The sequence below is a fragment of the Pseudomonas sp. IPO3747 genome, assembly GCF_013385245.1.
GTDB classification, from domain to species: Bacteria; Pseudomonadota; Gammaproteobacteria; order Pseudomonadales; family Pseudomonadaceae; genus Aquipseudomonas; species Aquipseudomonas edaphica.
The window spans coordinates 96,851-123,128 of the sequence record NZ_JACAQL010000008.1 but is presented as its reverse complement, the minus strand read 5'-3'; the positions used below and the strand labels follow the sequence as shown (position 1 = coordinate 123,128).

The 26,278-nt window shown below is 60.8% G+C and carries 24 protein-coding genes; 10 read left to right on the top strand and 14 right to left on the bottom strand.

All coding sequences use genetic code 11. From position 1 onward, the window contains the following. Positions 1–47: 47 nt before the first annotated feature. A complete protein-coding gene (gene creD, locus HX790_RS12165) occupies positions 48–1,400 on the top strand; it encodes a cell envelope integrity protein CreD (protein WP_099550394.1) in 1,353 nt (450 codons plus the stop codon). 186 nt (positions 1,401–1,586) lie between these two features. Here creD and HX790_RS12160 read toward each other — a convergent pair whose 3' ends face one another. The 8 genes from HX790_RS12160 to HX790_RS12125 form a co-directional block, all read right to left on the bottom strand. Further along, positions 1,587–2,216 carry a glutathione S-transferase family protein gene (locus HX790_RS12160; RefSeq protein ID WP_099550395.1) on the bottom strand — a complete coding sequence of 210 codons (630 nt, stop codon included), beginning with the start codon at positions 2,214–2,216 and terminating at the stop codon, positions 1,587–1,589. 155 nt (positions 2,217–2,371) lie between these two features. After that, on the bottom strand, positions 2,372–2,554 hold the full coding sequence (locus HX790_RS12155) for a hypothetical protein (protein ID WP_176991602.1): 183 nt from the start codon (positions 2,552–2,554) through the stop codon (positions 2,372–2,374). Then, complete coding sequence (locus HX790_RS12150) at positions 2,551–3,654, bottom strand: PepSY domain-containing protein (protein ID WP_176991601.1); 1,104 nt, start codon at positions 3,652–3,654, stop codon at positions 2,551–2,553. Before HX790_RS12150 ends, HX790_RS12155 begins: the two co-directional genes overlap by 4 nt. 63 nt (positions 3,655–3,717) lie before the next feature. Beyond that, positions 3,718–6,126, bottom strand: a complete 2,409-nt coding sequence (locus tag HX790_RS12145; protein WP_176991600.1) for a TonB-dependent siderophore receptor — start codon at positions 6,124–6,126, stop codon at positions 3,718–3,720. 206 nt (positions 6,127–6,332) lie between these two features. Beyond that, entirely contained in the window at positions 6,333–7,295 is a 963-nt protein-coding gene (locus HX790_RS12140) for a FecR family protein (protein WP_176991599.1), read from the bottom strand. Continuing rightward, positions 7,292–7,810, bottom strand: coding sequence for an RNA polymerase sigma factor (locus tag HX790_RS12135; protein ID WP_017138011.1), 519 nt, complete (start codon positions 7,808–7,810; stop codon positions 7,292–7,294). The genes HX790_RS12140 and HX790_RS12135 overlap by 4 nt, the downstream gene beginning before the upstream one ends. Positions 7,811–7,954: 144 nt before the next feature. Further along, entirely contained in the window at positions 7,955–8,662 is a 708-nt protein-coding gene (locus tag HX790_RS12130) for a 3'-5' exonuclease (RefSeq protein WP_176991598.1), read from the bottom strand. After that, positions 8,659–10,581: a putative nucleotidyltransferase substrate binding domain-containing protein gene (locus HX790_RS12125; protein WP_176991597.1), complete on the bottom strand. Its 1,923-nt coding sequence runs from the start codon at positions 10,579–10,581 to the stop codon at positions 8,659–8,661. The genes HX790_RS12130 and HX790_RS12125 overlap by 4 nt, the downstream gene beginning before the upstream one ends. A 247-nt stretch (positions 10,582–10,828) precedes the next feature. Here HX790_RS12125 and HX790_RS12120 point away from each other — a divergent pair, with 247 nt between their 5' ends. Beyond that, positions 10,829–11,275: a response regulator gene (locus tag HX790_RS12120; protein ID WP_017138015.1), complete on the top strand. Its 447-nt coding sequence runs from the start codon at positions 10,829–10,831 to the stop codon at positions 11,273–11,275. A 128-nt stretch (positions 11,276–11,403) separates the two neighbouring features. Further along, positions 11,404–11,805 (top strand): hypothetical protein, encoded by a 402-nt coding sequence (locus HX790_RS12115; RefSeq protein WP_176991596.1) that lies wholly within the window; start codon positions 11,404–11,406, stop codon positions 11,803–11,805. Positions 11,806–12,053: 248 nt separating this feature from the next. Here the strand turns inward: HX790_RS12115 and HX790_RS12110 are convergent, their stop codons facing one another. Next, on the bottom strand, positions 12,054–14,231 hold the full coding sequence (locus tag HX790_RS12110) for a malate synthase G (RefSeq protein ID WP_017138017.1): 2,178 nt from the start codon (positions 14,229–14,231) through the stop codon (positions 12,054–12,056). 379 nt (positions 14,232–14,610) lie between these two features. Between HX790_RS12110 and HX790_RS12105 the strand changes: the two genes are divergently transcribed. Beyond that, complete coding sequence (locus HX790_RS12105; RefSeq protein WP_017138018.1) at positions 14,611–15,123, top strand: glycine cleavage system protein R; 513 nt, start codon at positions 14,611–14,613, stop codon at positions 15,121–15,123. 223 nt (positions 15,124–15,346) lie between these two features. On the opposite strand, the gene rarD is transcribed toward HX790_RS12105, so the two are convergent. The 5 genes from rarD to HX790_RS12080 all read right to left on the bottom strand — a co-directional run bounded on the left by rarD (position 15,347) and on the right by HX790_RS12080 (position 21,089). Next, complete coding sequence (gene rarD, locus HX790_RS12100) at positions 15,347–16,231, bottom strand: EamA family transporter RarD (RefSeq protein WP_017138019.1); 885 nt, start codon at positions 16,229–16,231, stop codon at positions 15,347–15,349. A 178-nt stretch (positions 16,232–16,409) separates the two neighbouring features. Then, the gene (locus HX790_RS12095; RefSeq protein WP_017138020.1) at positions 16,410–17,384 is read right to left on the bottom strand and encodes a serine/threonine protein kinase; all 975 of its coding nucleotides are present in this window, start codon (positions 17,382–17,384) and stop codon (positions 16,410–16,412) included. 167 nt (positions 17,385–17,551) lie between these two features. Next, a complete protein-coding gene (locus HX790_RS12090; RefSeq protein ID WP_017138021.1) occupies positions 17,552–19,450 on the bottom strand; it encodes a PhoX family phosphatase in 1,899 nt (632 codons plus the stop codon). Between the two features lie 79 nt (positions 19,451–19,529). Beyond that, a complete protein-coding gene (locus HX790_RS12085) occupies positions 19,530–20,294 on the bottom strand; it encodes a TOBE domain-containing protein (protein WP_017138022.1) in 765 nt (254 codons plus the stop codon). 57 nt (positions 20,295–20,351) lie between these two features. Then, complete coding sequence (locus HX790_RS12080) at positions 20,352–21,089, bottom strand: ComF family protein (protein ID WP_017138023.1); 738 nt, start codon at positions 21,087–21,089, stop codon at positions 20,352–20,354. 114 nt (positions 21,090–21,203) lie between these two features. Here HX790_RS12080 and bioB point away from each other — a divergent pair, with 114 nt between their 5' ends. The 6 genes from bioB to HX790_RS12050 all read left to right on the top strand — a co-directional run bounded on the left by bioB (position 21,204) and on the right by HX790_RS12050 (position 26,191). Beyond that, positions 21,204–22,259, top strand: coding sequence for a biotin synthase BioB (gene bioB, locus HX790_RS12075; RefSeq protein WP_017138024.1), 1,056 nt, complete (start codon positions 21,204–21,206; stop codon positions 22,257–22,259). 156 nt (positions 22,260–22,415) lie between these two features. Continuing rightward, complete coding sequence (gene bioF, locus HX790_RS12070; protein WP_176991595.1) at positions 22,416–23,597, top strand: 8-amino-7-oxononanoate synthase; 1,182 nt, start codon at positions 22,416–22,418, stop codon at positions 23,595–23,597. Then, positions 23,590–24,321 (top strand): alpha/beta fold hydrolase, encoded by a 732-nt coding sequence (locus HX790_RS12065; protein ID WP_176991594.1) that lies wholly within the window; start codon positions 23,590–23,592, stop codon positions 24,319–24,321. The genes bioF and HX790_RS12065 overlap by 8 nt, the downstream gene beginning before the upstream one ends. Beyond that, entirely contained in the window at positions 24,314–25,126 is an 813-nt protein-coding gene (gene bioC / locus HX790_RS12060; RefSeq protein ID WP_017138027.1) for a malonyl-ACP O-methyltransferase BioC, read from the top strand. Before HX790_RS12065 ends, bioC begins: the two co-directional genes overlap by 8 nt. Next, positions 25,123–25,803, top strand: coding sequence for a dethiobiotin synthase (gene bioD, locus HX790_RS12055; protein WP_017138028.1), 681 nt, complete (start codon positions 25,123–25,125; stop codon positions 25,801–25,803). The genes bioC and bioD overlap by 4 nt, the downstream gene beginning before the upstream one ends. A gap of 106 nt (positions 25,804–25,909) precedes the next feature. Further along, on the top strand, positions 25,910–26,191 hold the full coding sequence (locus HX790_RS12050) for a hypothetical protein (RefSeq protein WP_017138029.1): 282 nt from the start codon (positions 25,910–25,912) through the stop codon (positions 26,189–26,191). Positions 26,192–26,278 lie beyond the last annotated feature (87 nt).

Below are 26,278 nucleotides of genomic sequence, written 5' to 3'. Positions count from 1 at the left end.
CCCACAGGCGCGGTTCACGCTCTGCCCATCAAAACAGGGAGAGCCCCATGAACCGAAGCCTGCTGTTCAAACTTGGCGCCATTGCGCTGCTGATGCTGCTGTTGCTGATTCCACTGCTGATGATCAACGGCATCATCAGCGACCGCCAGCAACTGCGCGACGGCGTATTGATGGACATCGCCCGCAGCTCCAGCTACAGCCAACGCATTACCGGCCCGGTCATGGTGGTGCCGTATCGCAAGACCGTGCGCGAGTGGAAACTCAATGAAAAGCTCAACAAACGCTACGAGGAAACCCGTGAAGAGCGCGGCCGTCTGTATTTTTTGCCGGACCGCTTTGAACTCGACGGCAAGGTGCAAACCGAACTGCGCTCGCGTGGCATCTACCAGGCGCGACTGTTCCATGCAGACAACCGCATCAGTGGGCGTTTCGAGTTGCCAGCGCAGTTGGGCATTACAGAAAACTTTGCCGATTACCGTTTTGAGCCTGCGTTTCTGGCGGTGGGTATCAGCGATATTCGTGGCATCGAAAACGCCCTGAAGCTTGAGCTGGGCAGCCAGCGCCTGGCGTTCTCGCCAGGCTCGCAAGTGGACTGGTTGGGTGAGGGCGTGCATGTGACGCTGCCCGCGCAGGACAGCAAACAACCGAGCGTGGTGGACTTCGCTTTTGACCTGCGCCTGCAGGGCACCGAACAGTTGCAAGTGGTGCCGGTGGGCAAGACCAGCCAGGTGTCACTCGCGTCCAACTGGCCGCACCCCAGTTTTATCGGCAACTTCCTGCCGGCGCAGCGAGAGGTCACTGACAAGGGCTTCAGCGCCAATTGGCAGACTTCGTTTTTCTCCACCAACCTCGAACAAGCCCTGCAAACCTGCCTGGACCGCCAGGGCTGTGAAGACTTCACCAACCGCAGCTTTGGCGTGAACTTCATCGACCCGGTGGACCAGTACCTCAAGAGCGACCGCGCGATCAAATACGCGCTGCTGTTTATCGCCCTGACGTTTGCCGGTTTCTTCCTCTTCGAAGTACTGAAGAACCTCGCGGTACACCCGATTCAGTACGCGTTGGTGGGCTTCGCGTTGGCGTTCTTTTACCTGCTGCTGTTGTCGTTGTCCGAGCACCTGGGCTTTGCGTTGGCCTACCTGATCTCGGCGAGTGCCTGTGTATTGTTGATCGGTTTTTACGTGTGCCATGTGCTGCGCAGTGTTGTGCATGGCCTGGGCTTTTCGGCGGGGTTGGCGGCGTTGTATGGCTTGTTGTACGGGCTGCTGAGCGCTGAAGATTACGCGCTGCTGATGGGCTCGCTGCTGCTGTTCGGGCTGCTGGGTACGGTGATGGTGCTGACGCGCAAACTGGATTGGTATGGCGTGGGCAAGCGCAAAGGTCGGGAGGTGGCGCAATGATTGGGTTGCGTGAAGATCAGCAGGTGCGCGCGCAATTGGTGGCCGGGATTGCCACCTTCCTCAGCAACACCACTCTTCAATGTGGGAGCGGGCTTGCCCGCGAATGCGGTGGGTCAGAAACCAATGTGCTGAATGACATGCCGCCATCGCGGGCAAGCCCGCTCCCACACTGGATGGGTGTGAATGTCACACCGGTGGCTGGGTCTCAAGCATCGAAGGCCGTTGGCTGACCCCGGCATACCAGTCGGCAAGCTTGGGGTTGCTGGCGCGCCATTGCAGGTCGGGGTGGCGAAAGTCCAGGTAACCCAGGGCGCAGGCCACGCTGATGGCGGCGATGTCGAAGTGGCTGGCCAGTTCGGCAATCGCATCGCTTTCCAGCTCGGCGAGGGTGCGGTGGATCTTGTTGCGCTGCTCCTCCAGCCATTGGTCCCAGTGTTTTTCTGCCGGGCGCATGGCGGTCTCGTAACGCACCAGCACGGCGGCATCCATGATGCCGTCGGCCATCGAGGCGAGGGTGAGGCGGCGCCAGCGGGCCGAGCCGTCACGCGGGATCAGCGGGTTGCCGACGTGCTGGTGGTCGAAGTAATCGAGGATCACCCGGCTGTCGTGCAGCACCGAACCATCGGCCAGGCGCAGGGCCGGGATCTTGCCCACGGGGTTGTCCTGCACCACCTGTGCGTCGGGGTTGACCGGCGTCGGCATGCAGCCATGCAAGGCCACGCGGTGCTGCTGGCCGGTCTCGATCAGCAGCACGCGGACTTTGCGAACAAAGGGTGAAGCGGGGTTGTGAAACAAGGTCATGCTGGGCGCGGACATGGGCATTCCTCGGAAATGGCAGGGCTAGCCTAGTAGGATTGTGGTTGTTTTTGAAGGCCCTATCGCAGCGGTGCGACGACTCGACAAGCCAGCTCCCACACTTGACTGCGTACACACATCAACCTGTGGGAGCTGGCTTGCCTGCGATGAGGCCTTCAGCCACGCCGCTTAAGCAAGGCCCAAGCCCCAATGCCAGCAGGAATACCCAACCCCACCCAACTCAACGAATCCCACAGCCCGTCACCCAACAGCGCCGCAAACAACCCGGCAGCGCTGAGCAGGCCAATCCCCAGCGGAATGCCAAACACCTTCCAGAAACTCGATTGGCGCGGCTTCATGACTTGGCCGCCTTACGCCGCACAATCCACAGGTAAACACCGCTGCCCAACACGATGATGGTCAGTACGTCCAGCACCGCCCAGAGGATCTTCATCGGCATGCCGCCATAGTCGCCAAAGTGCAGCGGCTGGGACATGCCCATGGCGTCCATGTACCACGGCCGTTCGGCGATGGCGGTGACGGCCAGGGTGCTGGCGTCGATCAGCACCGGCGTGAGCAGGTGTGAGGTCAGATGCGTGCTGCCCTTCATGAACACCGCGTAGTGGTGTTCGCTGGAAAAGCGCGTACCGGGGAAGGCGATAAAGTCCGGCTCCATGCCGGGCGCGGCCTTGGCGGCGATGCTCAGCAGTTCGGTGGCCGGTGCGCGTTGGGTCAGCGGCGGCGCGTTTTTGTACGGCTCGATCATGGCGCTGAGGCTGTCCTGGCGCCAGGCGGCGATGATCAAATCGGCGCAGGCGCTGATCACGCCGGTGACGCCCACCACCAGCGCCCAGGTCAGCGTGACCACGCCGATCAGGTTGTGCAGGTCGAGCCAGCGCAGACGGGTGGATTTGTCATTACGCACGGTGGCGAACTTCAACCGGCGCATAAACGGCAGGTACAGCACCGTACCCGAGACAATTGCCACCACAAACAGAATGCCCATGAACGCCAGCAGCAACTTGCCTGGCAGCCCGGCGAACATATCCACGTGCAAGCGCAGCAGGAACAGGGTCAACCCGCCATTGGCCGCCGGGGTTTCCACGGCCTCACCGGTGCGCGCATCCAGCATGAAGGTGTGGGACGAGTTGGGCTCGGTGCCGGCCGTGGCAGCCATGATCGCGATCACACCGTTTTTGTCGTCTTCGTCCCACGCCAGGTACTGCATGGCCTCGCCGGGGCGATGGGCCTGGGCTTTGGCCACCAACTGCTCAAGGTTCAGCTGCGGCGTGTCGGCGGGCATCTGTGCCAGTTCCGGCTCGTTGCCCAGCAGGTGGTCGATCTCGTGGTGAAACACCAACGGCAGGCCGGTGAGGGCGAGCAGCAGCAGAAATACCGTGCAGATCAGGCTGGTCCAGGTGTGGATGAAGGACCAGCGGCGGATGGTTTTGCTTTTCATGGTTCATCCAAATGCAAAAGGGCCACGGCGTTGCCGTGACCCTTGGGTGACCGTGTCAGTGGTTTACCACTTGTAGTTCACAGCCGCCACGACATTGCGTTCATCACCGTAGTAGCACCAAGCGCCGTCGCAGGTCGACAAGTAGTCCTTGTTGAAGATGTTCTTGGCGGTGACATCCACCGAGACACCAGCAAGTACTGGGTTAAGGCGGCTCAAGTCGTAATGCACTGCAGCGTCATACACGGTGTACGAACCTACGTGGCCGTTGGCTGTGTTCGCAGTGTTGCCGTAGGTGTCGCCCACATAGCGCACGCCAGCACCAACGCCGAAACCATCCAATACACCCGAATGCCAAGTGTAATCAGACCACAGCGACGCCTGATTACGTGGCACCAACTTCATGCGGTTGCCCTTGTCGTCCCCCTTGAGGATTTCGGTGTCGGTGTACGTGTACGAGCCCACCAGTTTCAGGTTGTCGGTTACTTCAGATGTGGCCTCCAGCTCCAGGCCACGCACGCTGATTTCGCCGATCTGGCTGGTGATGTTGTTTTGTGTCACCGAAACGTTTTGCTGGCGCAGGTCAAACACGGCTGCGGTCAGCAGGGTTTTGCTGCCTACTGGCTGGTACTTCACACCCACTTCAGTCTGTTTGCCCTGGGTCGGCTTGAACGATTCCGTAGCGCTCGCACTGGCGCCAGCAGTGGGCTGGAACGACTCGGTATAGGAGATATAGGGCGTGATGCCTGAGTCGAACACATAGCTCAGACCTGCGTTGCCACTGAAGGCCTTGTCGCGTTGCGTGTTGGTGGCGTCATTCAGGTTGAAGAAAGTGGTGCCGGTGTGAATCCAGTCTTCACGGCCGCCCAAGGTCAGGCGCCATTTTTCCAAAGCGATCTGGTCCTGTACGTAGAGCCCTGTCTGCACGGTTTTCTGGTTGTAATCGTAGAACGTGAACGGAGCGCCAGCCGGGCGTGGCTGGTTATAGATCGGGCGGTTCGGATTAATGCTCGCCGCACTACCTTCGACCCAGTGGTAGTCGGTGTTGGAGCGCTGGTGGTCCAGGCCCAGCAGCAGTGTGTGGCTTAGGGCCCCGGTTTGGAAATCGGCTTGGAAGTTGTTGTCTACGGCCAGTTGGGCGATGTCTTCATCCACTTTGTCGTAGATACGTTTCAGCATGCCATCTGCACCTACGGCAGTGTCGCCGTAGCTGGAGTAGGTAGTGTTGAAGGCTAGTTCGCTTTTGGTGTAACGCAGGTTTTGCTTGAACTGCCAGGTATCGTTGAAACGATGGTCGAAGGCATAACCGAGGGCGTAGTAGGTGCGGTCGTAGTAGTCCTGATCCGGCTCGCCAAGGTTTTTGTGATGCGAAATCTTGCCTGCTGGCGATCCCAGTTTAGTGCCTTGCAACGGCAGGAACTGGCCACTGATACCGGTATCGTCGCGGGTAAATTGCGAGAGCAGGGTAAGGTGGGTGTCGTCGTTGATATTCCAGGTCAGGCTCGGCGCGATGTTATAGCGCTTGTCTTCGATATGGTCGATGGGCGTGCCGCTATCACGCACCACACCGTCGACGCGGTACAGAAATTGGCCTTGATCATCGATCTTGCCGGTGCTGTCGAAGCTGATTTGCTTACGGTTGTTGCTGCCGACTTCGGCGCGTACAGCGTTGCTGCTTTCCGCTTGTGGGCGGCGGCTGACCATGTCTAGCATCCCGCCCGGTGGCGTTTGACCATATACCGAAGAAGCAGGGCCGCGCAGTAGAGTAATGCGGTCCAGGTTCCAGGTTTCCTGTTTTGGGTTGGCATAGGAGCCTTTTGGCAGTGGCAGGCCGTCCAGGAACTGAGTGGGTTCGAAACCACGTACCCGCAGCCAGTCGGCACGGGAGTCGCTGCCATAACTGCTTGCGATCACACCGGGCATGTAGCGTACGGCGTCATCCAGGTTCTGCACGCCACGGTCTTCCATCTGAGCACGGGTAACCACAGACATGGAGCGCGGTGCCTCAATGATCGGCGTATCCGTTTTGGTGCCTGCCGCGGTGCGAGTCGCGACATAGCCATCCACCGGTCCCCACGCACTTTCATAGCTGCCTGCGCCAATGATGCTGGTCTCTGGCAACGCCACGACACCTTCCGGGACAGGCACCAGCGTAAACGTCCCGGCACTGCTTTGCTCCAATTGCAACCCGGTGCCACGCAACGCCTCGCGCAACGCGCCCTGGGCATCGAATTGGCCTTTGACCGGTGCTGAGGTCTTGCCCGCTGCCAGCGAAGGGTTCAGCGTCAGGGCCAGGCCCGACTGGCTGGCGATCTGGTTCAGGGTGCTCGCCAATGGCGCAGCCGGCAGGTTGTAGGCGCGCACGTTGCTAGCCTGTTCGGCGGCGATCAGCGCGGTGCTCGTCAGCGGGGCGCTGAGGGCAATGGCCATGGCTAACAGGCTGGGGCGCAACAAGGTGTCTAGCGTGCGGGACATGGGGCGGCTCCTGAATGAAAATATTTCTCAATTGCCTAGGTGCCGGATGAGAATCAGAAAGTGATAGGGCTGGGTGAAAATATTTTTTTGAGGTGGCTTTGAGGGCCTCATCGCAGGCAAGCCAGCTCCCACCTTTAACGGTGTTCACAATTCCAAAGGTGGTAGCTGGCTTGCCTGCGAAGGCGATCGGCCAGGCACTGAAAAACCTAAGGCTTAGCCTTCACGGTCACCCACCACGGCGTGTGCTGCTCGATCTGCACCGGCAAGGTCGGCAGCAGGGCATTCAGCGCCAGGGTGGTGTCGTGCAGCGGGAAGCTGCCGGTGATGCGCAGGTCGGCCACGGTTTTATCCACGCCCAGGTAGCCGGTGCGGTAACGACTCAGCTCTGCAACCACATCGCCCAGGCGGGTGTTGTCGACCACCAGCATGCCGCGCGTCCAGGCGTCTGCGGCGGGTGTGAGCACCCGCGCAGGGCCGAGGCCGTCGCTGCGCATCAGCACTTGCTGGCCTTGCTTGAAAATCTGCTCCTGATGCAGCGCCTCAGGCTGGGCGGCCACGGCAGACTGCAGCACGCTCAGGCGCGTGGCGTCGTCTTCGCGCCTGACGATAAACCGCGTGCCCAGGGCGCGCAGGCTGCCGTCGCGGGTTTGCACGTAGAACGGCCGCGCATCGTTGTGGCCGGTTTCGACTTGGATTTCGCCTTCCTGCAACACGATCAATCGGCGTTTTTCATCAAAGCGCACGTCGATGGCGCTGTGGGTGTTGAGGTTGATCAGTGTGCCGTCGGCCAGCTTCAGCGTGCGTTGTTCGCCGGTCGCTGTGCGTTGGTCCGCCAGCCAATAATGGATCGGCACGTAACGTTCACCGGCAAACAGCGCCAGGCCGATCACCAGCGCGATGCTGGCCAAACCGCCGCCCAACTTGCGCACGCGCTGGCGAATGCCTTGGCGTGACTGCAACAGCGCCGCGCGCGCCGGGCCAGAAGCTACGCTGAAGCGCTGGTCGAGCATGCCCAGCTGACGCCAGGCGCGTGCGTGTTCTTCATCACTGGCCAGCCATTTGGCGAACTCTTCCTGTGCAACCAGGCTGCCGTCGCCTGAGCCCAGCGACAGTTGCCAGGCAATCGCCGCATCCAGCACACGGGCCGTGACCGGTTTGGAGCCTGTCACAGCGGCTCGCCATACAGTGCGATGTAGCACTGGCGAATGCCTTGGGCCAGGTACTGGCGCACACGTGGCACCGACACACCCAGGCGCTGGGCGATTTCGGCGTGGCCCAGGCCGTCGAGGCGGTTATAGAGGAAGGCAGCGCGGGCCTTGCTCGACAGCTTGCCGAGCAGGCGGTCGATGGCCTTGAGGTCTTCGAGGATCAGTTGCTGTGCTTCGGGCGAGGGGTGTTCGCTTTCCGGGATCAGCATCAGCTCGCTGAGGTACGCCTGCTCCAGCGCCGCGCGGCGGAAGTAGTCGAACAGCAAGCCTTTGGCGATGGCCACCAGGAACGCACGTGGCTCGCGCGGTTCGCGCAGCTCGTCCCGGCCCAGCAGGCGTATGAACGTGTCCTGGCTCAAGTCTTCGGCGCGGCTCGGGCAGGCCACATTGCGTCGCAGCCACGCCAACAGCCAGCCACGATGGTCGCGATACAACGCGCCAACAAGCTCACTGTGTGGGGTTTGGACCGACGACAAGGCATCACCGAATAAACAAGGGGTTTAAACTAACGAGAATTATTCGCGATTGTGTCAGAGGCAGGGAGTGGGCGCAATTGGCGTCTGTCGGGCGATCGTTCCCACGCTCTGCGTGGTAATGCCTCCTGGGACGCTCAGCGTCCCCTAGAAAGAGGGCGCTTGTTTGCGACGTGTCCATTGGCTCAAGCGCTCTTGCAGCACCTGTGGGCTGTCGATTCCCTGTTGGCGCGCACGGCTGAACAGGATGAGCATCAGCTCTGCCGTGGCCAGCGCATCGGCGCTGGCGTGATGGCGTTCGCCCACGTGCAACTTGAAGTGGTTGATCCAGTCGTCGAGCCCGGCCTCGCGAATATTCGCGTCGGGGCACAACAGCGGGGCGATGTCGGCTACATCGAGGAACGGATGGGCCAGCCGATAGCCCAGGCTGCTCTTAAGCTCCCGGCACAGCATGTGTTGGTCGAACGGCGCATGGAACGCCAGCAACGGGCTGTCGCCGACAAAGGCCATAAAATCCAGCAAGGCTTGCGCCGGGTCGCTGCCGGCGGCAATTGCACTGGGGCCGAGGCCATGGATCAGCACGCTGGGGCTGAGCTTGGTGTTGGGCTGTTGCAGGGTGCGTTCGAACATCTGCGAAAAATCCACCGCGCCATCCTCGATCACCACCGCGCCGATGGACAGCACTTGGTCGCGGTTGAGGTTCAGGCCGCTGGTTTCCAGGTCGACCACCACCCAACGCTGGCTGCGTAACGACCCGTCGCCCAGCAATGCGGGCTTGGGCAATTGTGCCAGTCGCTGCTGCTGAGCCGCGTCGAGCCCGGGCTTGTTCTTGCGCAGCCAACTGAACAGGCTCACAGCTGATACCGCAGCGTCAGGCTGCTTTGCAGGCGTTGGGCCTGGCGCAGGGATTCACGCAGGATGCGCCGGTCCAGGTGGTTGAGGCTGTCGGGGTCGACGCGGTTGGAATACGGCAGGTTCTCGCGGGTTTGCAGCTGATGCTGCTGCATGCGGGTTTGCTGGATAAAGTGATAGGCCTCCTCATAGGCGGCGCCATCCAGCGGCTCAATGACCTCCTTGACCACCAGTTGGCGCAGGCGCTCCAAGGTATTGTTGGCGTGGATACCGTTGGCCAGGGCCAACAGGCGCGCACCATCGACAAAGGGCGTAAGGCCCTGCACCTTGAGGTCGAGCGTGGCCTTTTCGGTGCCTTTGCGCGTCAGCACAAAGTCGCGGAAACGCCCGACCGGCGGGCGCTGGCGCAAGGCGTTCTCGGCCAGCATGCGTTGGAATAAGCGGTTATCGGCCACCTGATCCAGAATGCCCTGGCGCAGTTGCTCGCAACCGCGCTCGTCGCCCCACACCACGCGCATATCGAAATAGATGCTCGACCCGAGCAGGTTCTCCGGCGTGGCTTCGCGGATAAAGGCACCAAAGCGCCGCGCCCATTCGGCCCGTGACAGGCACAGCTCGGGGTTGCCGGCCATGATATTGCCCTTGCACAGGCTGAAGCCGCACAACGCCAGGCTTTGGTTGATCTGCTGCGCCAGGGGCAGCAGGCGGCCGCGGATCTCGGCGGCTTCGGCGGCGTCCTTGGCTTCAAACAGGATGCCGTTGTCCTGGTCGGTAAACAGTGTTTGCTCGCGGCGCCCTTCGCTGCCGAAACACAGCCAGCTGAAGGGCACGTCAGGGTCACCTTTCTCGGCCAGAGTCAGCTCGATCACCCGGCACACAGTGTGGTCGTTGAGCAGGGTAATAATGTGGGTGATCTGAGTCGAGGAGGCACCATGGGCCAGCATGCGTTCGACCAGTTGGCCGATTTCACCGCGAATCGCCACCAGGTTTTCCACCCGGGGCGCGTTGCGGATGGTGCGGGCCAGGTGTACCAGGTCGACCCGTTGCAGGGAAAACAGGTCGCGCTCGGACACCACGCCACACAGGCGCTGGTCTTTTACCAGGCACACATGGGCGATGTGTCGCTCGGTCATGGCGATGGCGGCGTCGAAGGCGCTGTGGTCCGGGCTTAAAAAGAACGGCGCCTGGGTCATATGGCCGGCGATGGCTTGATTGAAATCGCCGGTGCCATCGGCGACCACCTGGCGCAGATCGCGCAAGGTGAAAATCCCCAGCGGCGCCTTGTGCTCGTCGACGATCACGATGCTGCCCACTTGTTGCTCATGCATCAGCGTCACCGCTTCGCGCAGCGGCGTGGTCGGGCTGCAGGTGACCGGGTGGCGCATGGCCAATTCACCCAGGCGGGTGTTCAGCGAATACTGGGTGCCGAGGGTTTCCACGGCCTTTTGCTGCACCTGCTGGTTGACCTGATCCAACAGGCTGCTGACTCCGCGCAGGGCAAAATCGCGAAACGGGCTGGAAAGGGCGAACAGCTTGATAAACGCCGGCTTGTTCAGTTGCAGGCAGAAGGTGTCTTCGGCGGCTTTGTGCTCGGTGCGTGTCGCACGCTCACCCAGCAACGCGGCAAGAGGGAAGCACTCGCCGGTGGTGATCTCGAAGGTGGCTTGCGTCGAGTCCGGCCGCTCGCCGACTACGCGGCCCTGCTTGACGATATAGAAGTGCTCCACCGGCCCGCCGGACGGTTTGAGAATGCTGTCGCCGGGGCCGTAGAAACGCAGCTGGCACTGTTCGACCAAGAACGCCAGGTGGGCGTTTTCCATCTGGTTGAACGGTGGGAAGCGTTGCAGGAATTGCAGGGTGCCGTGGATGTTCTGCAACACGGCGGTTTTTCCCGCGTGCGTGAAAGCATCAGCTTTACTCATAACAGTGACCGCAGTTTTTTTGTCGTTATCGTCCTGCATGGTCGACTCCCGCGCGGCGGGTGCCCATTGGACGTAAGTCTAGGTCTGGGCAAAACCATTCACGACTAGGGAAAAACCTTACATGACTATCGTCCAAACCCCGTAGAACGCCCACTAGGCAAACTTTCCGACGAAGTGCACATTGTTCGCCCTTCCGCAGATGTCTGACGAGTGTGCTGGGAGATTGAATAGAACTGCTGAGAAACGTATGTCCGACCACGATATTTTGAGTGATGCCGAGCGCGAGGCGCTGAGCGCCGTGATGCTGGAGCCCGATCTGCCGCCACAACGGGTGTTAATTGTCGACGACGACAAGGACGCACGTGAACTGCTGGCAGAAATCCTGGGTCTGGACGGCATTCGCTGCATGACCGCCGACAGTGGCGAGACAGCGTGGGATTTGTTGAGCTCCAGCAGTTCCATCGGTTTGCTGATCACCGATTTGCGCATGGCGCCGAGCAACGGCCTGCAATTGATTCGCAAAGTGCGCGAGTCAACCCGTGCGGCGTTGCCGATCATCATCATGTCGGGGGACGCGGAAGCGCCGGATGTGATTGATGCGATGCATTTGAGCGTGGTGGATTTTTTGCTCAAGCCGATTGATAGCGTGAAGTTGGCGAAGATGGTCAAGCGGGAATTGGGGATGGCGCAGTAGCTACCGCTGGTCGGACTTCTGTAAGAACTGTCAACTTTGACAGTAGCGGTGGTGTGAGCATCGCTGTTCACTTGGTTTGAGGGCGGTCGGAATCACCGCCTCAACTTACTAGAGAACAGAGGCCAGTCATGAGCACAAATGGAAGTTACACCACTGCCAATTTTATGAAGCTGGAAATCACCAAGAAAGGCAGCTTTTATAAAAGTTTTGATTCTCACGATGTTAATGTTGAAATTGCGGGCGAAGACTCCGGGCTCTACAGCTATCGGGGGGCTGATACCTTCTCTGTGTTTTTTAAGCCTCAAACTGAGGATGGGGTCGCTACTTATAAATTTGAAAGCAAGGATGAAAAATTTATTTGGACCTTGAAGGACGGTATTAGCAATAAATATTCTTTTATGAGCGGTACTTTGAAGGAAACTGTCACCCACTCCGCGAGCAAACGGGCGTATGAGCTGAATGGGATGTTTGCAGATAAGGGGGTCGAATATAAAGTGGTAGGTGCTGCTGAGTGGAATGATGATTTGTAATTAATTGAGTTGTTCTGTAAGCATTCCTGGTTTTTGGAGTGCAGGCATTTGAAGTTTTACTGCTATAGGCAGCGCTTTGTAAGTGCGCGAGAGGGTGCTCATTGTGACGGTTGATTAATGAGCCTTGATGAAGATAAATGTCAGATAGTTATGTTTTTTCGAGCGGCAGTCCTATTGTTTAGCTCATTGCATGAAGTGCAATGGTTAAAACAGTAAAGCCCTGATCTTGCGATCAGGGCTTTTTTCATTTACAGGCCGTTTTTAGCCTTGAACTCACGACGCCGACGATGCAACACCGGCTCCGTATACCCATTCGGCTGTTTAGTCCCTTCAATCACCAACTCCACCGCCGCTTGAAACGCGATGTTGCTGTCGAAATCCGGTGCCAGCGGCCGATACAGCGCATCCCCGGCATTCTGACGGTCCACCACCGGCGCCATGCGCTTGAGGCTTTCCATCACCTGGGCTTCGTTGACGATGCCGTGGCGCAGCCAGTTGGCGATGTGCTGGCTGGAGATGCGCAGGGTGGCGCGGTCTTCCATCAGGCCCACATCGTTGATGTCCGGCACTTTCGAGCAGCCGACGCCCTGGTCGATCCAACGGACGACATAGCCGAGGATGCCCTGGGCATTGTTGTCCAGTTCGTTGCGGATTTCTTCTTCGGACCAATCGGTGTTGCTGGCCAGAGGAATGGTCAGGATATCGTCCACCGAGGCGCGCTCGCGCTTGGCCAGTTCGGCCTGGCGGGCGAACACATCAACCTTGTGGTAGTGCAGCGCATGCAGCGCAGCCGCCGTCGGCGATGGCACCCAGGCGGTGTTGGCGCCGGCCAGTGGGTGAGCGATTTTCTGTTCGAGCATCGCCGCCATCAGGTCGGGCATGGCCCACATGCCTTTACCGATCTGTGCACGACCTTGCAGGCCGGTGCTCAAGCCGATATCGACGTTCCAGTTTTCGTAGGCACCGATCCATTTTTCCGCCTTCATGGCGGCCTTGCGCACCATCGCGCCAGCTTCCATGGAGGTGTGGATTTCATCGCCGGTGCGGTCGAGGAAGCCGGTGTTGATAAACACCACGCGCTCGCTGGCCGCCTTGATGCAGGCCTTGAGGTTGACCGTGGTGCGGCGCTCCTCGTCCATGATCCCGACTTTGAGGGTGTTGCGTGGCAAGTTCAGCACGTCTTCGATGCGGCCAAACAGCTCATTGGTGAACGCGGCTTCTTCGGGGCCGTGCATCTTCGGTTTAACGATGTACACAGAACCGGTGCGGCTGTTCTTGCGGCTGCTGTTGCCGTTGAGGCTGTGGATCGCCGCCAGGCTGGTGAGCAGACCGTCGAGAATACCTTCCGGTACTTCGTTGCCGTCTTTATCCAGGATCGCGTCGATGGTCATCAAGTGGCCAACGTTACGCACAAACAGCAGCGAACGGCCGTGCAGGGTCACGTCCTGGCCATCCACGCCGGTGTAGACGCGGTCGGCGTTCATGGTGCGGGTGAAGGTCTTGCCGCCCTTGGCCACTTCTTCGGCCAGGTCGCCTTTCATCAGGCCGAGCCAGTTGCGGTAGATCACCACTTTGTCATCGGCATCGACGGCGGCGACGGAGTCTTCGCAGTCCATGATGGTGGTCAGCGCGGCTTCCATCAGCACGTCTTTGACGCCGGCGGCGTCGGTCTGGCCGACCGGGGTGCTGGCGTCGATCTGGATTTCGAAGTGCAGGCCGTTGTGTTTAAGCAGGATCGCAATCGGCTCGGCCGCAGGGCCCTGGAAACCGATCAGTTGTGCGTCGTCGCGCAGGCCACTGTTGCTGCCGCCCTTGAGGCTGACGATGAGCTTGCCATCCACCATCTTGTAACCGGTGGAATCGACGTGGCTGCCGGCGGTGAGCGGCGCGGCTTCGTCGAGGAAAGCACGGGCGAAGGCAATTACCTTGTCGCCACGCACTTTGTTGTAACCCTTGCCCTTCTCGGCGCCGTCGGCTTCGCTGATGGCATCGGTGCCATACAGCGCGTCGTACAGCGAGCCCCAGCGTGCATTGGAGGCGTTGAGGGCGAAGCGGGCATTCATGACCGGCACCACCAGCTGCGGGCCGGCCATGCGGGCAATTTCGTCATCGACATTTTGGGTCGAGGCCTGGAAATCTGCGGCTTCTGGCAGCAGGTAGCCGATATCTTGCAGGAAGGCTTTGTAGGCCACTGGGTCGTGGGCTTTGCCTGCGTGGGTCTGGTGCCAGGTGTCGATCCGCGCCTGGAAATCATCGCGTTTGGCGAGTAGGGCTTTGTTCTTCGGTGCCAGGTCGTGGATGACCTTGTCGGCGCCGGCCCAGAACTGGTCGGCAGTGATGCCGGTGCCGGGAATGGCTTCGTTGTTCACGAAGTCGAACAGGACTTTGGCGACCTGCAGGCCACCGACTTGAACGTGTTCAGTCATTGCTTGCCTCACTCTGCGGAGCTTATGCGCTGTTTCAGATTTTCATTATGTAGTGCACGGTTGGGCATACTACATGATGACTTGCGGTTGTGAAAATTAGACTAAATACGTCGTTTAGCGACTCATTTTGGTCGTACGGTCACAGCGGAGAATCGGATGTTCTCAAAAAACTATTGGATTGTTCCAGATAAATATAAAAATGGTACACGATTTGTTTTTGACCACTTCTGTAGGAATTGGCTTTGTGTGGGAGCGGGCTTGCCCGCGATAGCAATACATCGCCCACGGATGTGTAACTGACACGCCCCCCATCGCGGGCAAGCCCGCTCCCACAGGGTGTGTGCCTATAATCGATGATCAACCCACCGAGGGCTTCGCCATGGACCATCTTGTACTCACTATTATCGCCGCCGACAAACCCGGCCTGGTTGAACGCATTGCGCAGAACATTGCCGCCCACGGCGGTAACTGGCTGGAAAGCCGCATGGCGCACATGGCCGGGCAGTTTGCCGGGATCTTGCGGGTCAGTGTGCCGACAGAACAGCGTCAAGCCCTGGTCGGCGCGCTGGAGGACTTATCCACACATGGCATTCGTGTGCTGGTGGGCGAGGGCAGCAGCGGGCAGGCCTCGGCGTCCAAATCGATCATGATGACGTTGGTGGGCAATGACCGTGCAGGCATCGTTCGCGAAATCACGGCGCTATTGAGCAAACAAGGCGTGAACCTGGCGAGCCTGAGCACGGATGTGCGTCCGGCGCCCATGAGCGGTGATCCCTTGTTTAGCGCCGAAGCGTTGTTGCAGGTGCCGGCCGCGTTGTCCCTGGATACCTTGCAGCTGTCCCTGGAAACCTTGGCCGATGATTTGATGGTGGAACTGCACCACGAGGAGTAATCGGTCCACAAGGTTATGCATGGAAATCTTGCATGGGCCTGTGGATAACCTGTAGAGACCCGGCGCCAAGCCATGCCGGCCGGGCTTCTTCGTCGATTGAGCAAAAAACGAGCAGTTTCAATGGCTTGTGCACAAATGGCGGGGATCAGGGTGTGGATAACCTTGGGGTGAATGCCTGCAAGCCACGTGCACTGTGGCTTGCAGAGATTTGTACGTTATTTGATCAGCGTTTGCGCACCGTCAGCCAGGCATCCAGGCTGTAGACCACCAGGCCCGCCCAGATAAATGCGAAAGCAATCAGCGTGCTGGTCGCCAGGTGTTCACCGAACAGCAGCACCGCTTCCAACAGCACCAGCGTCGGCGCCACGTATTGCAAAAAGCCCAGTGCGGTGTAGGGCAAATGCCGTGCGGCGGCGTTGAAACACACCAGCGGAATCAGCGTAACCGGGCCTGCGGCCACCAGCCACCAGGCTTCGGAGGTGCTCCAAAATTCAAGCTGCGCACTATGGGCCGACGGGTTGAACAACAACCAGGCGACGGCGATCGGCACCAGCATCCAGGTTTCCACCACCAGCCCTGGCAGCGCCTTGACCGGCGCCTGTTTGCGGATCAAACCGTAAAAGCCGAAGGTCAACGCCAGCACCAGCGACACCCACGGCAGACTGCCGACTTGCCACACTTGCTGCGCCACACCCACCGCCGCCAGCCCGACGGCGATCCATTGCAGGCGGCGCAGGCGCTCGCCCAGGATCAGCATGCCCAGCAGTACATTCACCAACGGGTTGATGTAGTAACCCAGGCTCGCTTCCAGCATGCGCCCGCTGTTCACCGACCACACATAGGTCAGCCAGTTGGCCGCAATCAACGAACCGCTGAGTGCCAGAATCGCCAGGCGCTTGGGGTTGTCGCGCAGTTCACGGAACCAGCCGGGGTGCTTCCACACCATCAACAGCAAACCGCCGAACAGCGCCGACCACAAGACGCGGTGCACGATGATTTCGGCGGCGGGAACACTGGCGATGGCTTTGAAATAAAGTGGGAAAAGACCCCAGATGACATAGGCACTCAGGCCCAGGATGTACCCTTTGCGGGGGTTGGCGGCGTGCATTGCAGAATCCTTGCTCAGGCAGCTTACAAAGCGAGATTGTAAGGATTTTTGTCAGGCAAGGTAGGGGCTTTTCTGTGGGAGCTGGCTTGCCTGCGATGAAATCACCTTAGTACCACTGATACACCGAGTTGTCTGAATCGCAGGCAAGCCAGCTCCCACACCGGTGGTGTACTGCTCTTTAGAAGAGTTTGAGGGGCTCTTCATTGAGCGCCGACAGTTGCTCACGCAACGCCAACACCTGGTCGCCCCAATACCGCTCGCTGCCAAACCACGGAAAGCTGTGGGGGAATGCCGGGTCATCCCAGCGCCGGGCCAGCCAGGCGCTGTAGTGCATCAGGCGCAAGGCGCGCAGGGGTTCGATCAAGGCCAGTTCGCGTGGGTCGAAGTCGTGGAACTCCTGGTAGCCGTCCATCAATTCCGACAGCTGGCCCAGGCATTCCTGACGGTCGCCCGCGAGCATCATCCACAGGTCCTGCACGGCCGGGCCCATGCGGCAGTCGTCCAGGTCGACGATGTGGAACATCTCGTCGCGGCACATCATGTTGCCGGGGTGGCAGTCGCCGTGCATGCGGATGTTCTTGTGTGGTGTGGCCTTGTACACCTCTTCCACGCGCTTGAGCAGGTCGCGCGCGACAGACTCGTAAGCGGGCAGCAGGCTTTTGGGAATGAAATTGCCTTCAAGCAAGGTGTTGAGGGAATCGTGACCGAAGTTCTTCACACCCAGGGCTTCGCGGTGCTCGAACGGGCGGGTGGAACCCACCGCGTGCAAACGGCCAAGCAATTGCCCGAGGCGATACAGCTGATCCAGGTTGCCCGGCTCCGGCGCCCGGCCGCCACGGCGTGGGAACAGGGTGAAGCGAAAGCCCGCGTGTTCGAACAGGCTTTCGCCGTTGTGGATCATCGGCGCAACCACCGGTACTTCGCACTCGGCCAGTTCGAAGGTGAAGCGGTGTTCTTCCAGGATCGCTTCGTTGGTCCAGCGCTGCGGGCGGTAGAACTTGGCGATCAGCGGCTCGGAGTCTTCGATGCCCACCTGATACACGCGGTTTTCGTAGCTGTTAAGCGCCAACACGCGCGCGTCGCTGAGAAAGCCGATGCTTTCGACGGCGTCGAGTACTAAATCGGGGGTGAGTGTTTCAAACGGGTGGGCCATGCGAACTCCTGCGCGCAGCAGGGCGCCGCGTCCGGCCGGGTATGGTAACGCACCAACGCTGAGATAGGTGGCGACTGTGCCATTGCCATCGCAGGCAAGCCAGCTCCCACACTTGAGCGTGGAATGCGCTCAAAGGTGGGAGCTGGCTTGCCTGCGATGAGGCCCTGTCAGGCGCCGACTATCCCACCATCATCCCGCCGAATCGCCATCACCGACGAGCGCGGCTTGCCGTTTGGCAGATGCTCCGGCCAGGTCGAACCCCCGGTTTCCCCCGGATGCTGAATCCCCACAAACAGAGTCTTCTGGTCCGGCGAAAAGCTGATACCCGTGACCTCGCACGCCACTGGCCCGACCATGAAGCGGCGGATTTCCCCGGTGTTGGGGTCGGCGCACAGCATCTGGTTATTGCCCATGCCGGCGAAGTCGCCCTTGTTGCTGTAGTCGCCGTCGGTGAGGATCCACAAGCGCCCGGCCTTGTCGAACCCCAGGCCGTCGGGACTGTTGAACATGTTTTGCGGGTTGATGTTGGACGAGCCGCCTTTTGGCGTGCCGGCATGCACACCTGGGTTGCCGGCCACCACAAACAAATCCCAGGTGAAGGTGTTGGCGCCGTGGTTATCCGCGTCGGCTTTCCAGCGCAGGATCTGGCCATACACGTTTTTCTCACGCGGATTCGGCCCGCCCACCGGCTGGCCGTCTTCACCGCGCTTGGCGTTGTTGGTGAGCGTGCAATACACCTGGCCGTCGGTGGGGCTGACCACGATCCATTCCGGGCGGTCCATGCGTGTGGCTTTCACCACACTGGCGGCCAGGCGCGCGTGGATCAGCACTTCGGCCTGGCTGGCAAAACCCGAGCTGGCGTCGATGCCGTTTTTGCCGTGGGTGAGTTCGACCCATTCGCCTTTGCCCTTGGGGTGGTCGGCATTGCCGTCGCCGGCATCGAAAATCGCCACGTACAGGGTGCCGTGGTCGAGCAGGTTCTTGTTGGCTTTGGGGTTGTGGTGGTTGATCGGATCGCGGCTGACGAACTTGTAGATGAACTCGCCACGCTCGTCGTCGCCCATGTACACCACGGCGCGGCCATCACGGGTTTCTGCCAGTGCGGCGTTTTCGTGTTTGAAGCGGCCCAGGGCAGTGCGCTTGACCGGTGTGGATTGCGGGTCGAACGGGTCGATTTCCACCACCCAACCGTGGCGATTGAGTTCGTTGGGGTTCTTGGCCATGTCGAAGCGCGGGTCGTGCAGGTGCCAATTGATCTCGCGGCTGGCGGCCACCACGCCGTAGCGTTTTTGCCCGGCGTCGAAGCTTTGTTGCGGGTTGCTGCTGCCAAAGCAGTCGGTGAAGTTCTCTTCGCAGGTCAGGTAAGTGCCCCATGGCGTCTTGCCGTTGGCGCAGTTCTGGAAGGTGCCAAGGGCTTTTTTGCCGGTTTTGTCGGCGCTGGTTTTCAGCCAGGCATGGCCGGCAGCGGGGCCACCCAGGCGGATCGGCGAGTTACCGTGGATGCGGCGGTTGTAGCGCGAGTCCTGCACGAACTGCCAGGTGTCGCCCTTGCGCCGTACCTCAATCACCGATACACCTTCGCTGGCCTGGGCCTTGCGCACGTCTTCAGCCGATTGCGGCGCGCCGCCATGGGCGTAGAGGTAGCGGTAGTTGGTGTATTCGTTGTTGATCGCCATCAGCGCACGGTTGTTGTCACCGGGGAAGGCGAACAGGCTCATGCCGTCGTTGTTGTCACCGAACTGCTGTTCCTGAGCCTTGGCAGTACCATTGCCGGACGGGTCGAAGGCTGGCGCGTTCTTGTGCAGCGGCTGGCCCCAACTGATCAGTACCGAGGCGGAGTAACCCGGCGGCAAGGTGATGGCGTCGCTGGTGGCCGCAGCGATGCTGGCAAAGCCCAGCAAGGGGCTGGCGGTGGCAGCGTTCACGGCCATTGCGCTGCGCGTGAGCAGGTTGCCACCCAGGAACATCGCGGCACCGCACAGGGCGCCGGCGCCGATAAAACGGCGGCGGGTGAGGCCGACCATCTGTTCAAGGTCGGTGGCTTGGTTTTCTTCTAATAGGCTCATTTCAGGCTCCCTGCGGTTTTTGCAGACACCTTAAGGAGCGCTCGTGACGAATTTGTTGCAGCTTAAAGATGGCGGGCGCCTAAACCGGTGTGCCGAGCAGCACATTGTTGGGTGAGAATTGCACCTGGACTTGGCCGCCTTCGACGACACCCAGTACCTGGAGCGCGGCGGGCTGCGCCAGGGCGCATAAAACCTGGCCGTTGGGCAGGGTGATGCGCACTTCGCTGGGGCCGTCATCGGCGTCGAGAATCGTCTCGATCACACCGCTCACGCAATTGTGTCCAGGTGTTGCAGCCTGCCCGATGGCGAGCAATTCCAGCCATCCGGCCTTGATCAAGGCGACCACTTCAACGCCGGTTTCCAGCTCCAGCCGCTGCGTGCTGTCGTGAGTGATCTGCGCACTCAGGCTCAAGCCGCCCGAGAGTTGCAGGCGAATCAAGTCATTGCGGCCCTGGTGTTCGATGGCGCTGACCTGGCCGTGCAGTTGGTTGCGCGCGCTGGTGCGCAACATCAGGCGGCCGAGCAGGTTGAAGTCGCTCGCGTCCTCATCCGAACCCAGCACCTCGGCCTGCAACACTTGCAGGCGTTGGTACAGGCGCAGCACGCGCTCACCTTCGGCCGTCAGCTTGGCGCCGCCGCCACCTTTGCCGCCGACGCTGCGCTCCACCAGCGGCTTTTGCGCCAGGTTGTTCAACTCGTCGATCGCATCCCACGCGGCCTTGTAACTCAGGCCAGCGCTCTTGGCCGCGCGGGTAATCGAGCCCTGCTCGGCAATATGCGCCAACAGGGCGATGCGCTGGGGGCGGCGGATGATGTGTTGGCTGAGTGAGGTCGGCAGAGACATGTGGATACGCTTCGATAAGGTCAGCGGACGTTGCAGGCGCGGCGCACGCGAGTCAAGTCATGAGCCTGGTTTTGGCGTGCGGGCCAGACAGTACACATCGACCTGACGAGCGCCGGCGTCCATCAATAGGCGGGCCAGGCTGTGGGCGGTGGCGCCGGTGGTGAGTACGTCGTCCACCAGCGCAAAGTGGCGGCCCTGCACCCGGGCGCCGGGTGCCAGCGCAAACGCGGTGAGCAGGTTGCGTTGGCGGGTTTTGGCGTCGAGGGCTTGTTGCGCGACGGTTTCATGGGGGCGTAACAACAGGTGTTCATCGTGTGGGAGGTCGAGGTCTTCGCTGAGCCAGCGGGCCAACATCAACGATTGGTTGAAGCCGCGCTCACGCAGACGCTTGCGCGCCATGGGCACCGGCAGCAGGCAGTCGGGGCGGGTGAGTGCGGTGTTGTCGAAACGGTGTTGCAGATACTGGCCCAGCAAGTGTGCGAGCAGATGACCCAGTGGCCAGCGCGACTGGTGTTTGAAGCGGCTGATAAGGGTGTCGACGGGGAAACCGTAGGTCCAGGGTGCGATCACCTGTTTATAGGCAGGCGGCTTTTTTTGACAGGGGCCGCAAATCAAACCCTCCATCGGCAGGGGCAGGGCGCACACCTCGCAATGCTCCAGCAGCCAGGGCAGCTCGGTTTCGCAGGCGTTGCACACAGTGTGGTTGGAGTTTGTTGCTTCATCGCAAATTAAACAGGTTTGGTTGTTTTCTAACCAGATGTAAACCTGATGTTTGTATCTGAGTTGACAGTGCATGAATCTTCCTTAAATATGCCGAGCATCCGTGTCGTGACTGACTGTGGGTATTGCGGGTATTGCCGGTATTGCCCTTCCCACAGCGTAAGCCCAAGCATAATCAAGGAATCGCCCATGAGCGCCAGCACCTCTGCCACCCTGCGTCACGATTGGTCTTTAGCCGAAGTCAAAGCGCTGTTTGTGCAACCCTTCAACGACCTGTTGTTCCAGGCGCAGACCGTGCACCGCGCGCATTTCGACGCCAACCGCGTGCAGGTCTCGACCTTGCTGTCGATCAAAACCGGCGCCTGCCCGGAAGATTGCAAATATTGTCCGCAGTCGGGCCACTACAACACCGGTCTGGAAAAAGAAAAGCTGATGGAGGTGCAGAAGGTCCTCGAAGAGGCCGCTCGCGCCAAAGCCATCGGTTCGACGCGCTTCTGCATGGGCGCCGCCTGGAAGCACCCGTCGGCCAAAGACATGCCCTACGTGCTGCAGATGGTCAAAGGCGTGAAGGCCATGGGCCTGGAAACCTGCATGACCCTCGGCCGTCTCGACCAGGACCAGACCGAAGCCCTGGCCCAAGCCGGCCTGGACTACTACAACCACAACCTCGACACCTCGCCTGAGTTCTACGGCAGCATCATCACCACCCGCACCTACGGAGAGCGCCTGCAAACCCTGGCCTATGTGCGTGATTCGGGGATGAAGATCTGCTCGGGCGGCATCCTCGGCATGGGCGAGTCCCTCGACGACCGCGCCAACCTGCTGATCCAACTAGCCAACCTGCCGGAACATCCGGAGTCGGTGCCGATCAACATGCTGGTGAAGGTCGCCGGTACGCCGCTGGAAAACGCCGAAGACATCGACCCGTTTGACTTTATCCGCATGCTCGCCGTGGCGCGCATCCTGATGCCGCAATCCCATGTGCGCTTGTCGGCCGGCCGTGAAGCGATGAACGAGCAGATGCAGGCCCTGGCGTTTTTCGCCGGTGCCAACTCGATCTTCTACGGCGACAAGTTGCTGACCACCGCCAACCCGCAGGCCGACAAGGACATGCAACTGTTCTCGCGCCTGGGAATCTTGCCGGAGGCGCGTGAAGAGCACGCCGATGAAGTGCATCAGGCAGCGATTGAGCAGGCGTTGGTGGAGCAAAAGAGCAGCGAGCAGTTCTATAACGCGGTGGTTTAACGCCTCTCTCCACATTTGAAACGCAATCCAACTGTGGGAGCTGGCTTGCCTGCGATAGCGGTCCTCCAGGCACATTGATACTGAATGTGCTGCCGTCATCGCAGGCAAGCCAGCTCCCACATTGGATCGGGTTCAACCTGAACTGCCGAGGCCTGCATGTCTTTTGATCTCGCCGCGCGCCTCGCTGCCCGCCGGGCCGAACACCTTTATCGCCAACGCCCTTTGCTTGAGAGCCCGCAAGGCCCGCAAGTGGTGGTGGATGGCCAACCGCTCCTGGCATTCTGCAATAACGACTACCTGGGCCTGGCCAATCACCCGCAAGTGATCGAAGCCTGGCGCGCCGGGGCCTCCCGATGGGGCGTGGGCGGTGGCGCTTCGCACCTGGTGATCGGCCATGCCACGCCGCACCATGAGCTGGAAGAAGCACTGGCCGACCTCACCGGACGCCCGCGTGCACTGCTGTTTACCACCGGCTATATGGCCAACCTGGGCGCGGTCACCGCGTTGGTGGGGCAGGGCGATACGGTGCTGGAGGACCGGCTCAACCACGCCTCGCTGCTGGACGCCGGCCTGTTGTCCGGGGCGCGTTTCAACCGCTATCTGCATAACGACGCCAGCAGCCTGGCCAAACGCCTGGAGAAGGCGACCGGCAATACGCTGGTGGTCACCGATGGTGTGTTCAGCATGGACGGTAATCTGGCCGACCTGCCTGCGCTGGCCCGTGAGGCACGCGCCAAAGGCGCCTGGTTGATGGTCGATGACGCCCATGGCTTCGGACCGTTAGGTGCTACGGGCGGCGGAATTGTCGAGCATTTCGGCTTGAGCCAGGAAGACGTGCCGGTATTGGTCGGCACCCTCGGTAAAGCGTTCGGCACCGCCGGAGCGTTTGTGGCGGGCAGTGAAGAGCTGATCGAAAGCCTGATCCAGTTCGCCCGGCCCTACATCTACACCACCAGCCAGCCACCGGCATTGGCCTGCGCCACTTTGAAAAGCCTGGAGCTGCTGCGCACCGAGCACTGGCGGCGTGAGCACCTCAATGGCCTGATCCGCCAGTTCCGCCAGGGCGCCGAGCAGCTTGGCCTGCGGTTGATGGACAGCTTCACGCCGATCCAGCCGATCCTGATTGGCGACAGCGCCACCGCCATGCGCCTGTCGCAGATGCTGCGCGAGCGCGGCCTGATGGTGACAGCCATCCGCCCACCGACCGTGCCGGCCGGCAGTGCGCGTTTGCGCGTGACACTGACAGCGGCCCACAGCGCGGCCCAGGTGCAGCTATTGTTAAGCGCATTGGAAGCGTGTTTCCGGTTGTTAAGTATTACGGAGCCCGACCATGCGTGATCGACTGGTATTACTGCCCGGTTGGGGGCTCGGCGTTTCACCGCTGGAGCCTTTGGCTGGCGCCTTGCAGGGTTTGGACGAACACCTGCAAGTGCATATCGAACCGTTGCCGGTGCTGGCTTCCAGCGATCTGGATGAATGGCTCGACGAACTCGACGCCACACTGCCGGACAACGCCTGGTTGGGCGGCTGGTCCCTGGGCGGCATGCTCGCTTCCGAGTTGGCGGCGCGGCGCGGCGAGCGCTGCTGCGGGCTGCTGACATTGGCGAGCAACCCGTGTTTTGTCGCCCATCAAGGCTGGCCCAGTGCGATGCCTGCCGAGACGTTCGATGCGTTCCTCGCGGGTTGCCATGCCGATTCTCAGGTCACGCTCAAACGCTTTGGCCTGCTGTGTGCCAAGGGCGCTGCCGACCCGCGCGGGCTGTCGCGCCTGTTGGTCAGTGGGGCGCCGAATACGTTGTCGAGTGTGTTGATGCCGGGCCTGGAACTGCTTGCTCAACTGGATACCCGCGCCGCTTTGCAGGCGTTTCGTGGCCCGCAACTGCACCTGTTTGCGGGGTTGGACGGTTTAGTGCCCGCTGAAGCCGCGAGTGATCTATTGGCCCTGCTGCCCGATGTAGAAATCGGCCTGATTGAACAGGCCGGTCACGCTTTTCTTCTGGAAGACCCTCACGGTGTAGCGGGGGCCATCCAGGCTTTTTTGCATGAGTGTGTTGATGACTGATTTATCCCAGCCCCCACTGCCGGGCGGTTTGCCGGACAAGCGCCAGGTGGCGGCCTCGTTTTCCCGCGCAGCAGCCAGCTACGACAGCGTCGCCGAGTTGCAGCGCGCAGTCGGGCATGAGCTGTTGTCTCGCCTGCCAGCTGCCATCGCGGCCAGACGCTGGCTGGATGTGGGCTGCGGCACGGGTTATTTCAGCCGTGCACTGGGCGAACTGTTGCCAGCAAGCCAAGGCGTAGCGCTGGATATTGCCGAGGGCATGCTCAACCATGCGCGGCCTTTAGGGGGCGCGCAGCACTTTATTGCGGGGGATGCAGAACGCTTGCCGCTTGCAACTGAGAGCTTCCAGCTGCTGTTCTCCAGCCTGGCGGTGCAGTGGTGCGCGAATTTCGACGCGGTGCTCAGTGAGGCCTGTCGTGTGCTGCAACCCGGGGGCGTCTTCGCATTTGCGAGCCTGTGCGTGGGCACCCTGGACGAGTTGCGCCAAAGCTGGCGTGCGGCGGATGGCCTGGTTCACGTCAACCGCTTCCGCACCTTCGAGGCTTACCAACAGCTGTGTGCTGCCAGCGGTTTGCGGGTGCTGAGCCTGGAGCGCCAGCCTCACGTGTTGCACTACCCGGATGTGCGCAGCCTGACCCACGAACTCAAGGCGTTGGGCGCGCATAACCTCAACCCCGGTCGCCCGGGAGGGTTGACGGGGCGCGCGCGGATTGTTGCACTGGTGCACGCTTACGAGCAGTTCCGCCAGGCCCAGGGCCTGCCCGCCACGTACCAAGTGGTGTATGCCGTACTGGAGAAACCGTTATGAGCGCCGCTTATTTCATCACCGGCACCGACACCGATGTGGGCAAAACCACCATCGCCGCCGGGCTGCTGCATGCCGCGCGGCTGGCGGGTAAAAGCACCGCCGCCGGAAAACCGGTGGCCTCAGGCTGCCAGCTCACCCCAAAAGGTTTGCGCAACGCCGACGCCTTGGCACTGCTGGCCGAATGTTCGCTGCCGTTGACCTATGCCGAGGTCAACCCGGTGGCCTTTGAACCCGCGATTGCGCCGCACCTGGCCGCGCGGGAGGCGGGTGTGGCGCTCACGGTGCAATCACTGTTGAAACCGATGCAGCACATACTCGCGCAACACGCCGATTTCACCTTGATCGAAGGCGCAGGCGGCTGGCGGGTGCCGTTGGCCGATCAGGACAACCTGTCGGACCTGGCCATGGCGCTCAAGCTGCCGGTGATCCTGGTGGTGGGCGTGCGTCTGGGCTGTATCAGCCATGCGCTGCTCACCGCCGAAGCCATCGCGCGGGACGGTTTGCCGTTGGCGGGTTGGGTGGCAAATATCATCGACCCCAAGACCTCTCGTCTGGAAGAGAACCTCGCCACCCTGGCTGAGCGGTTGCCTGCGCCGTGCCTGGGGCGGGTGCCAAAGCTCAAGCAGGCCAGCGCGAAAGTGGTGGCCGAGTACCTGGAGTTGGACCTGCTTGACTGATTTTGGCTATCGCTAAGGCATTATGCCATTAGTGTTTTTGACGGGCGTTTTGCCAGGATGTCTGCTTCAATTCAAGTTCACGATTCTCTAAAGGCAGGCTTACGCCATGGAAATCTCTGGAAGCAGCGCGTTTTATTCGGGGCTGAGCACTATTCAGGCCGGGCAGAACCGCGTCGACCAGGCCGCCGGCAAAATTGCCGGCGCCGCGACGACCCAGCCCTCGGACGCACAAAGTGATCGTCTACAAGCCAACGATCGCGCCCAGCCGTCCAACTCGGCGAGCAACATGGTCGAAATGGCCCAAGGCAAGTTTCAAGTGGAGCTGGGCGCGAAAGTTGCCAAGGCTTCGGATGAAATGCTTGGCACGTTGATCGATACCTACGCTTAACTTTCTATCGGCACACGCCGGCTCTTCTGTGGGAGCTGGCTTGCCTGCGATAGCATCGACTCAATCTTCCTGATATACCGCGGCGCC

Coding starts and splice junctions, on each gene's coding strand:
- creD (WP_099550394.1), top strand. CDS start 48: ATGAACCGAAGCCTGCTGTTCAAACTTGGCGCCATTGCGCTGCTGATG.
- HX790_RS12160 (WP_099550395.1), bottom strand. CDS start 2,216: ATGTCCGCGCCCAGCATGACCTTGTTTCACAACCCCGCTTCACCCTTT.
- HX790_RS12155 (WP_176991602.1), bottom strand. CDS start 2,554: ATGAAGCCGCGCCAATCGAGTTTCTGGAAGGTGTTTGGCATTCCGCTG.
- HX790_RS12150 (WP_176991601.1), bottom strand. CDS start 3,654: ATGAAAAGCAAAACCATCCGCCGCTGGTCCTTCATCCACACCTGGACC.
- HX790_RS12145 (WP_176991600.1), bottom strand. CDS start 6,126: ATGTCCCGCACGCTAGACACCTTGTTGCGCCCCAGCCTGTTAGCCATG.
- HX790_RS12125 (WP_176991597.1), bottom strand. CDS start 10,581: ATGAGTAAAGCTGATGCTTTCACGCACGCGGGAAAAACCGCCGTGTTG.
- HX790_RS12120 (WP_017138015.1), top strand. CDS start 10,829: ATGTCCGACCACGATATTTTGAGTGATGCCGAGCGCGAGGCGCTGAGC.
- HX790_RS12115 (WP_176991596.1), top strand. CDS start 11,404: ATGAGCACAAATGGAAGTTACACCACTGCCAATTTTATGAAGCTGGAA.
- HX790_RS12110 (WP_017138017.1), bottom strand. CDS start 14,231: ATGACTGAACACGTTCAAGTCGGTGGCCTGCAGGTCGCCAAAGTCCTG.
- HX790_RS12105 (WP_017138018.1), top strand. CDS start 14,611: ATGGACCATCTTGTACTCACTATTATCGCCGCCGACAAACCCGGCCTG.
- rarD (WP_017138019.1), bottom strand. CDS start 16,231: ATGCACGCCGCCAACCCCCGCAAAGGGTACATCCTGGGCCTGAGTGCC.
- HX790_RS12095 (WP_017138020.1), bottom strand. CDS start 17,384: ATGGCCCACCCGTTTGAAACACTCACCCCCGATTTAGTACTCGACGCC.
- HX790_RS12090 (WP_017138021.1), bottom strand. CDS start 19,450: ATGAGCCTATTAGAAGAAAACCAAGCCACCGACCTTGAACAGATGGTC.
- HX790_RS12085 (WP_017138022.1), bottom strand. CDS start 20,294: ATGTCTCTGCCGACCTCACTCAGCCAACACATCATCCGCCGCCCCCAG.
- HX790_RS12080 (WP_017138023.1), bottom strand. CDS start 21,089: ATGCACTGTCAACTCAGATACAAACATCAGGTTTACATCTGGTTAGAA.
- bioB (WP_017138024.1), top strand. CDS start 21,204: ATGAGCGCCAGCACCTCTGCCACCCTGCGTCACGATTGGTCTTTAGCC.
- bioF (WP_176991595.1), top strand. CDS start 22,416: ATGTCTTTTGATCTCGCCGCGCGCCTCGCTGCCCGCCGGGCCGAACAC.
- HX790_RS12065 (WP_176991594.1), top strand. CDS start 23,590: ATGCGTGATCGACTGGTATTACTGCCCGGTTGGGGGCTCGGCGTTTCA.
- bioC (WP_017138027.1), top strand. CDS start 24,314: ATGACTGATTTATCCCAGCCCCCACTGCCGGGCGGTTTGCCGGACAAG.
- bioD (WP_017138028.1), top strand. CDS start 25,123: ATGAGCGCCGCTTATTTCATCACCGGCACCGACACCGATGTGGGCAAA.
- HX790_RS12050 (WP_017138029.1), top strand. CDS start 25,910: ATGGAAATCTCTGGAAGCAGCGCGTTTTATTCGGGGCTGAGCACTATT.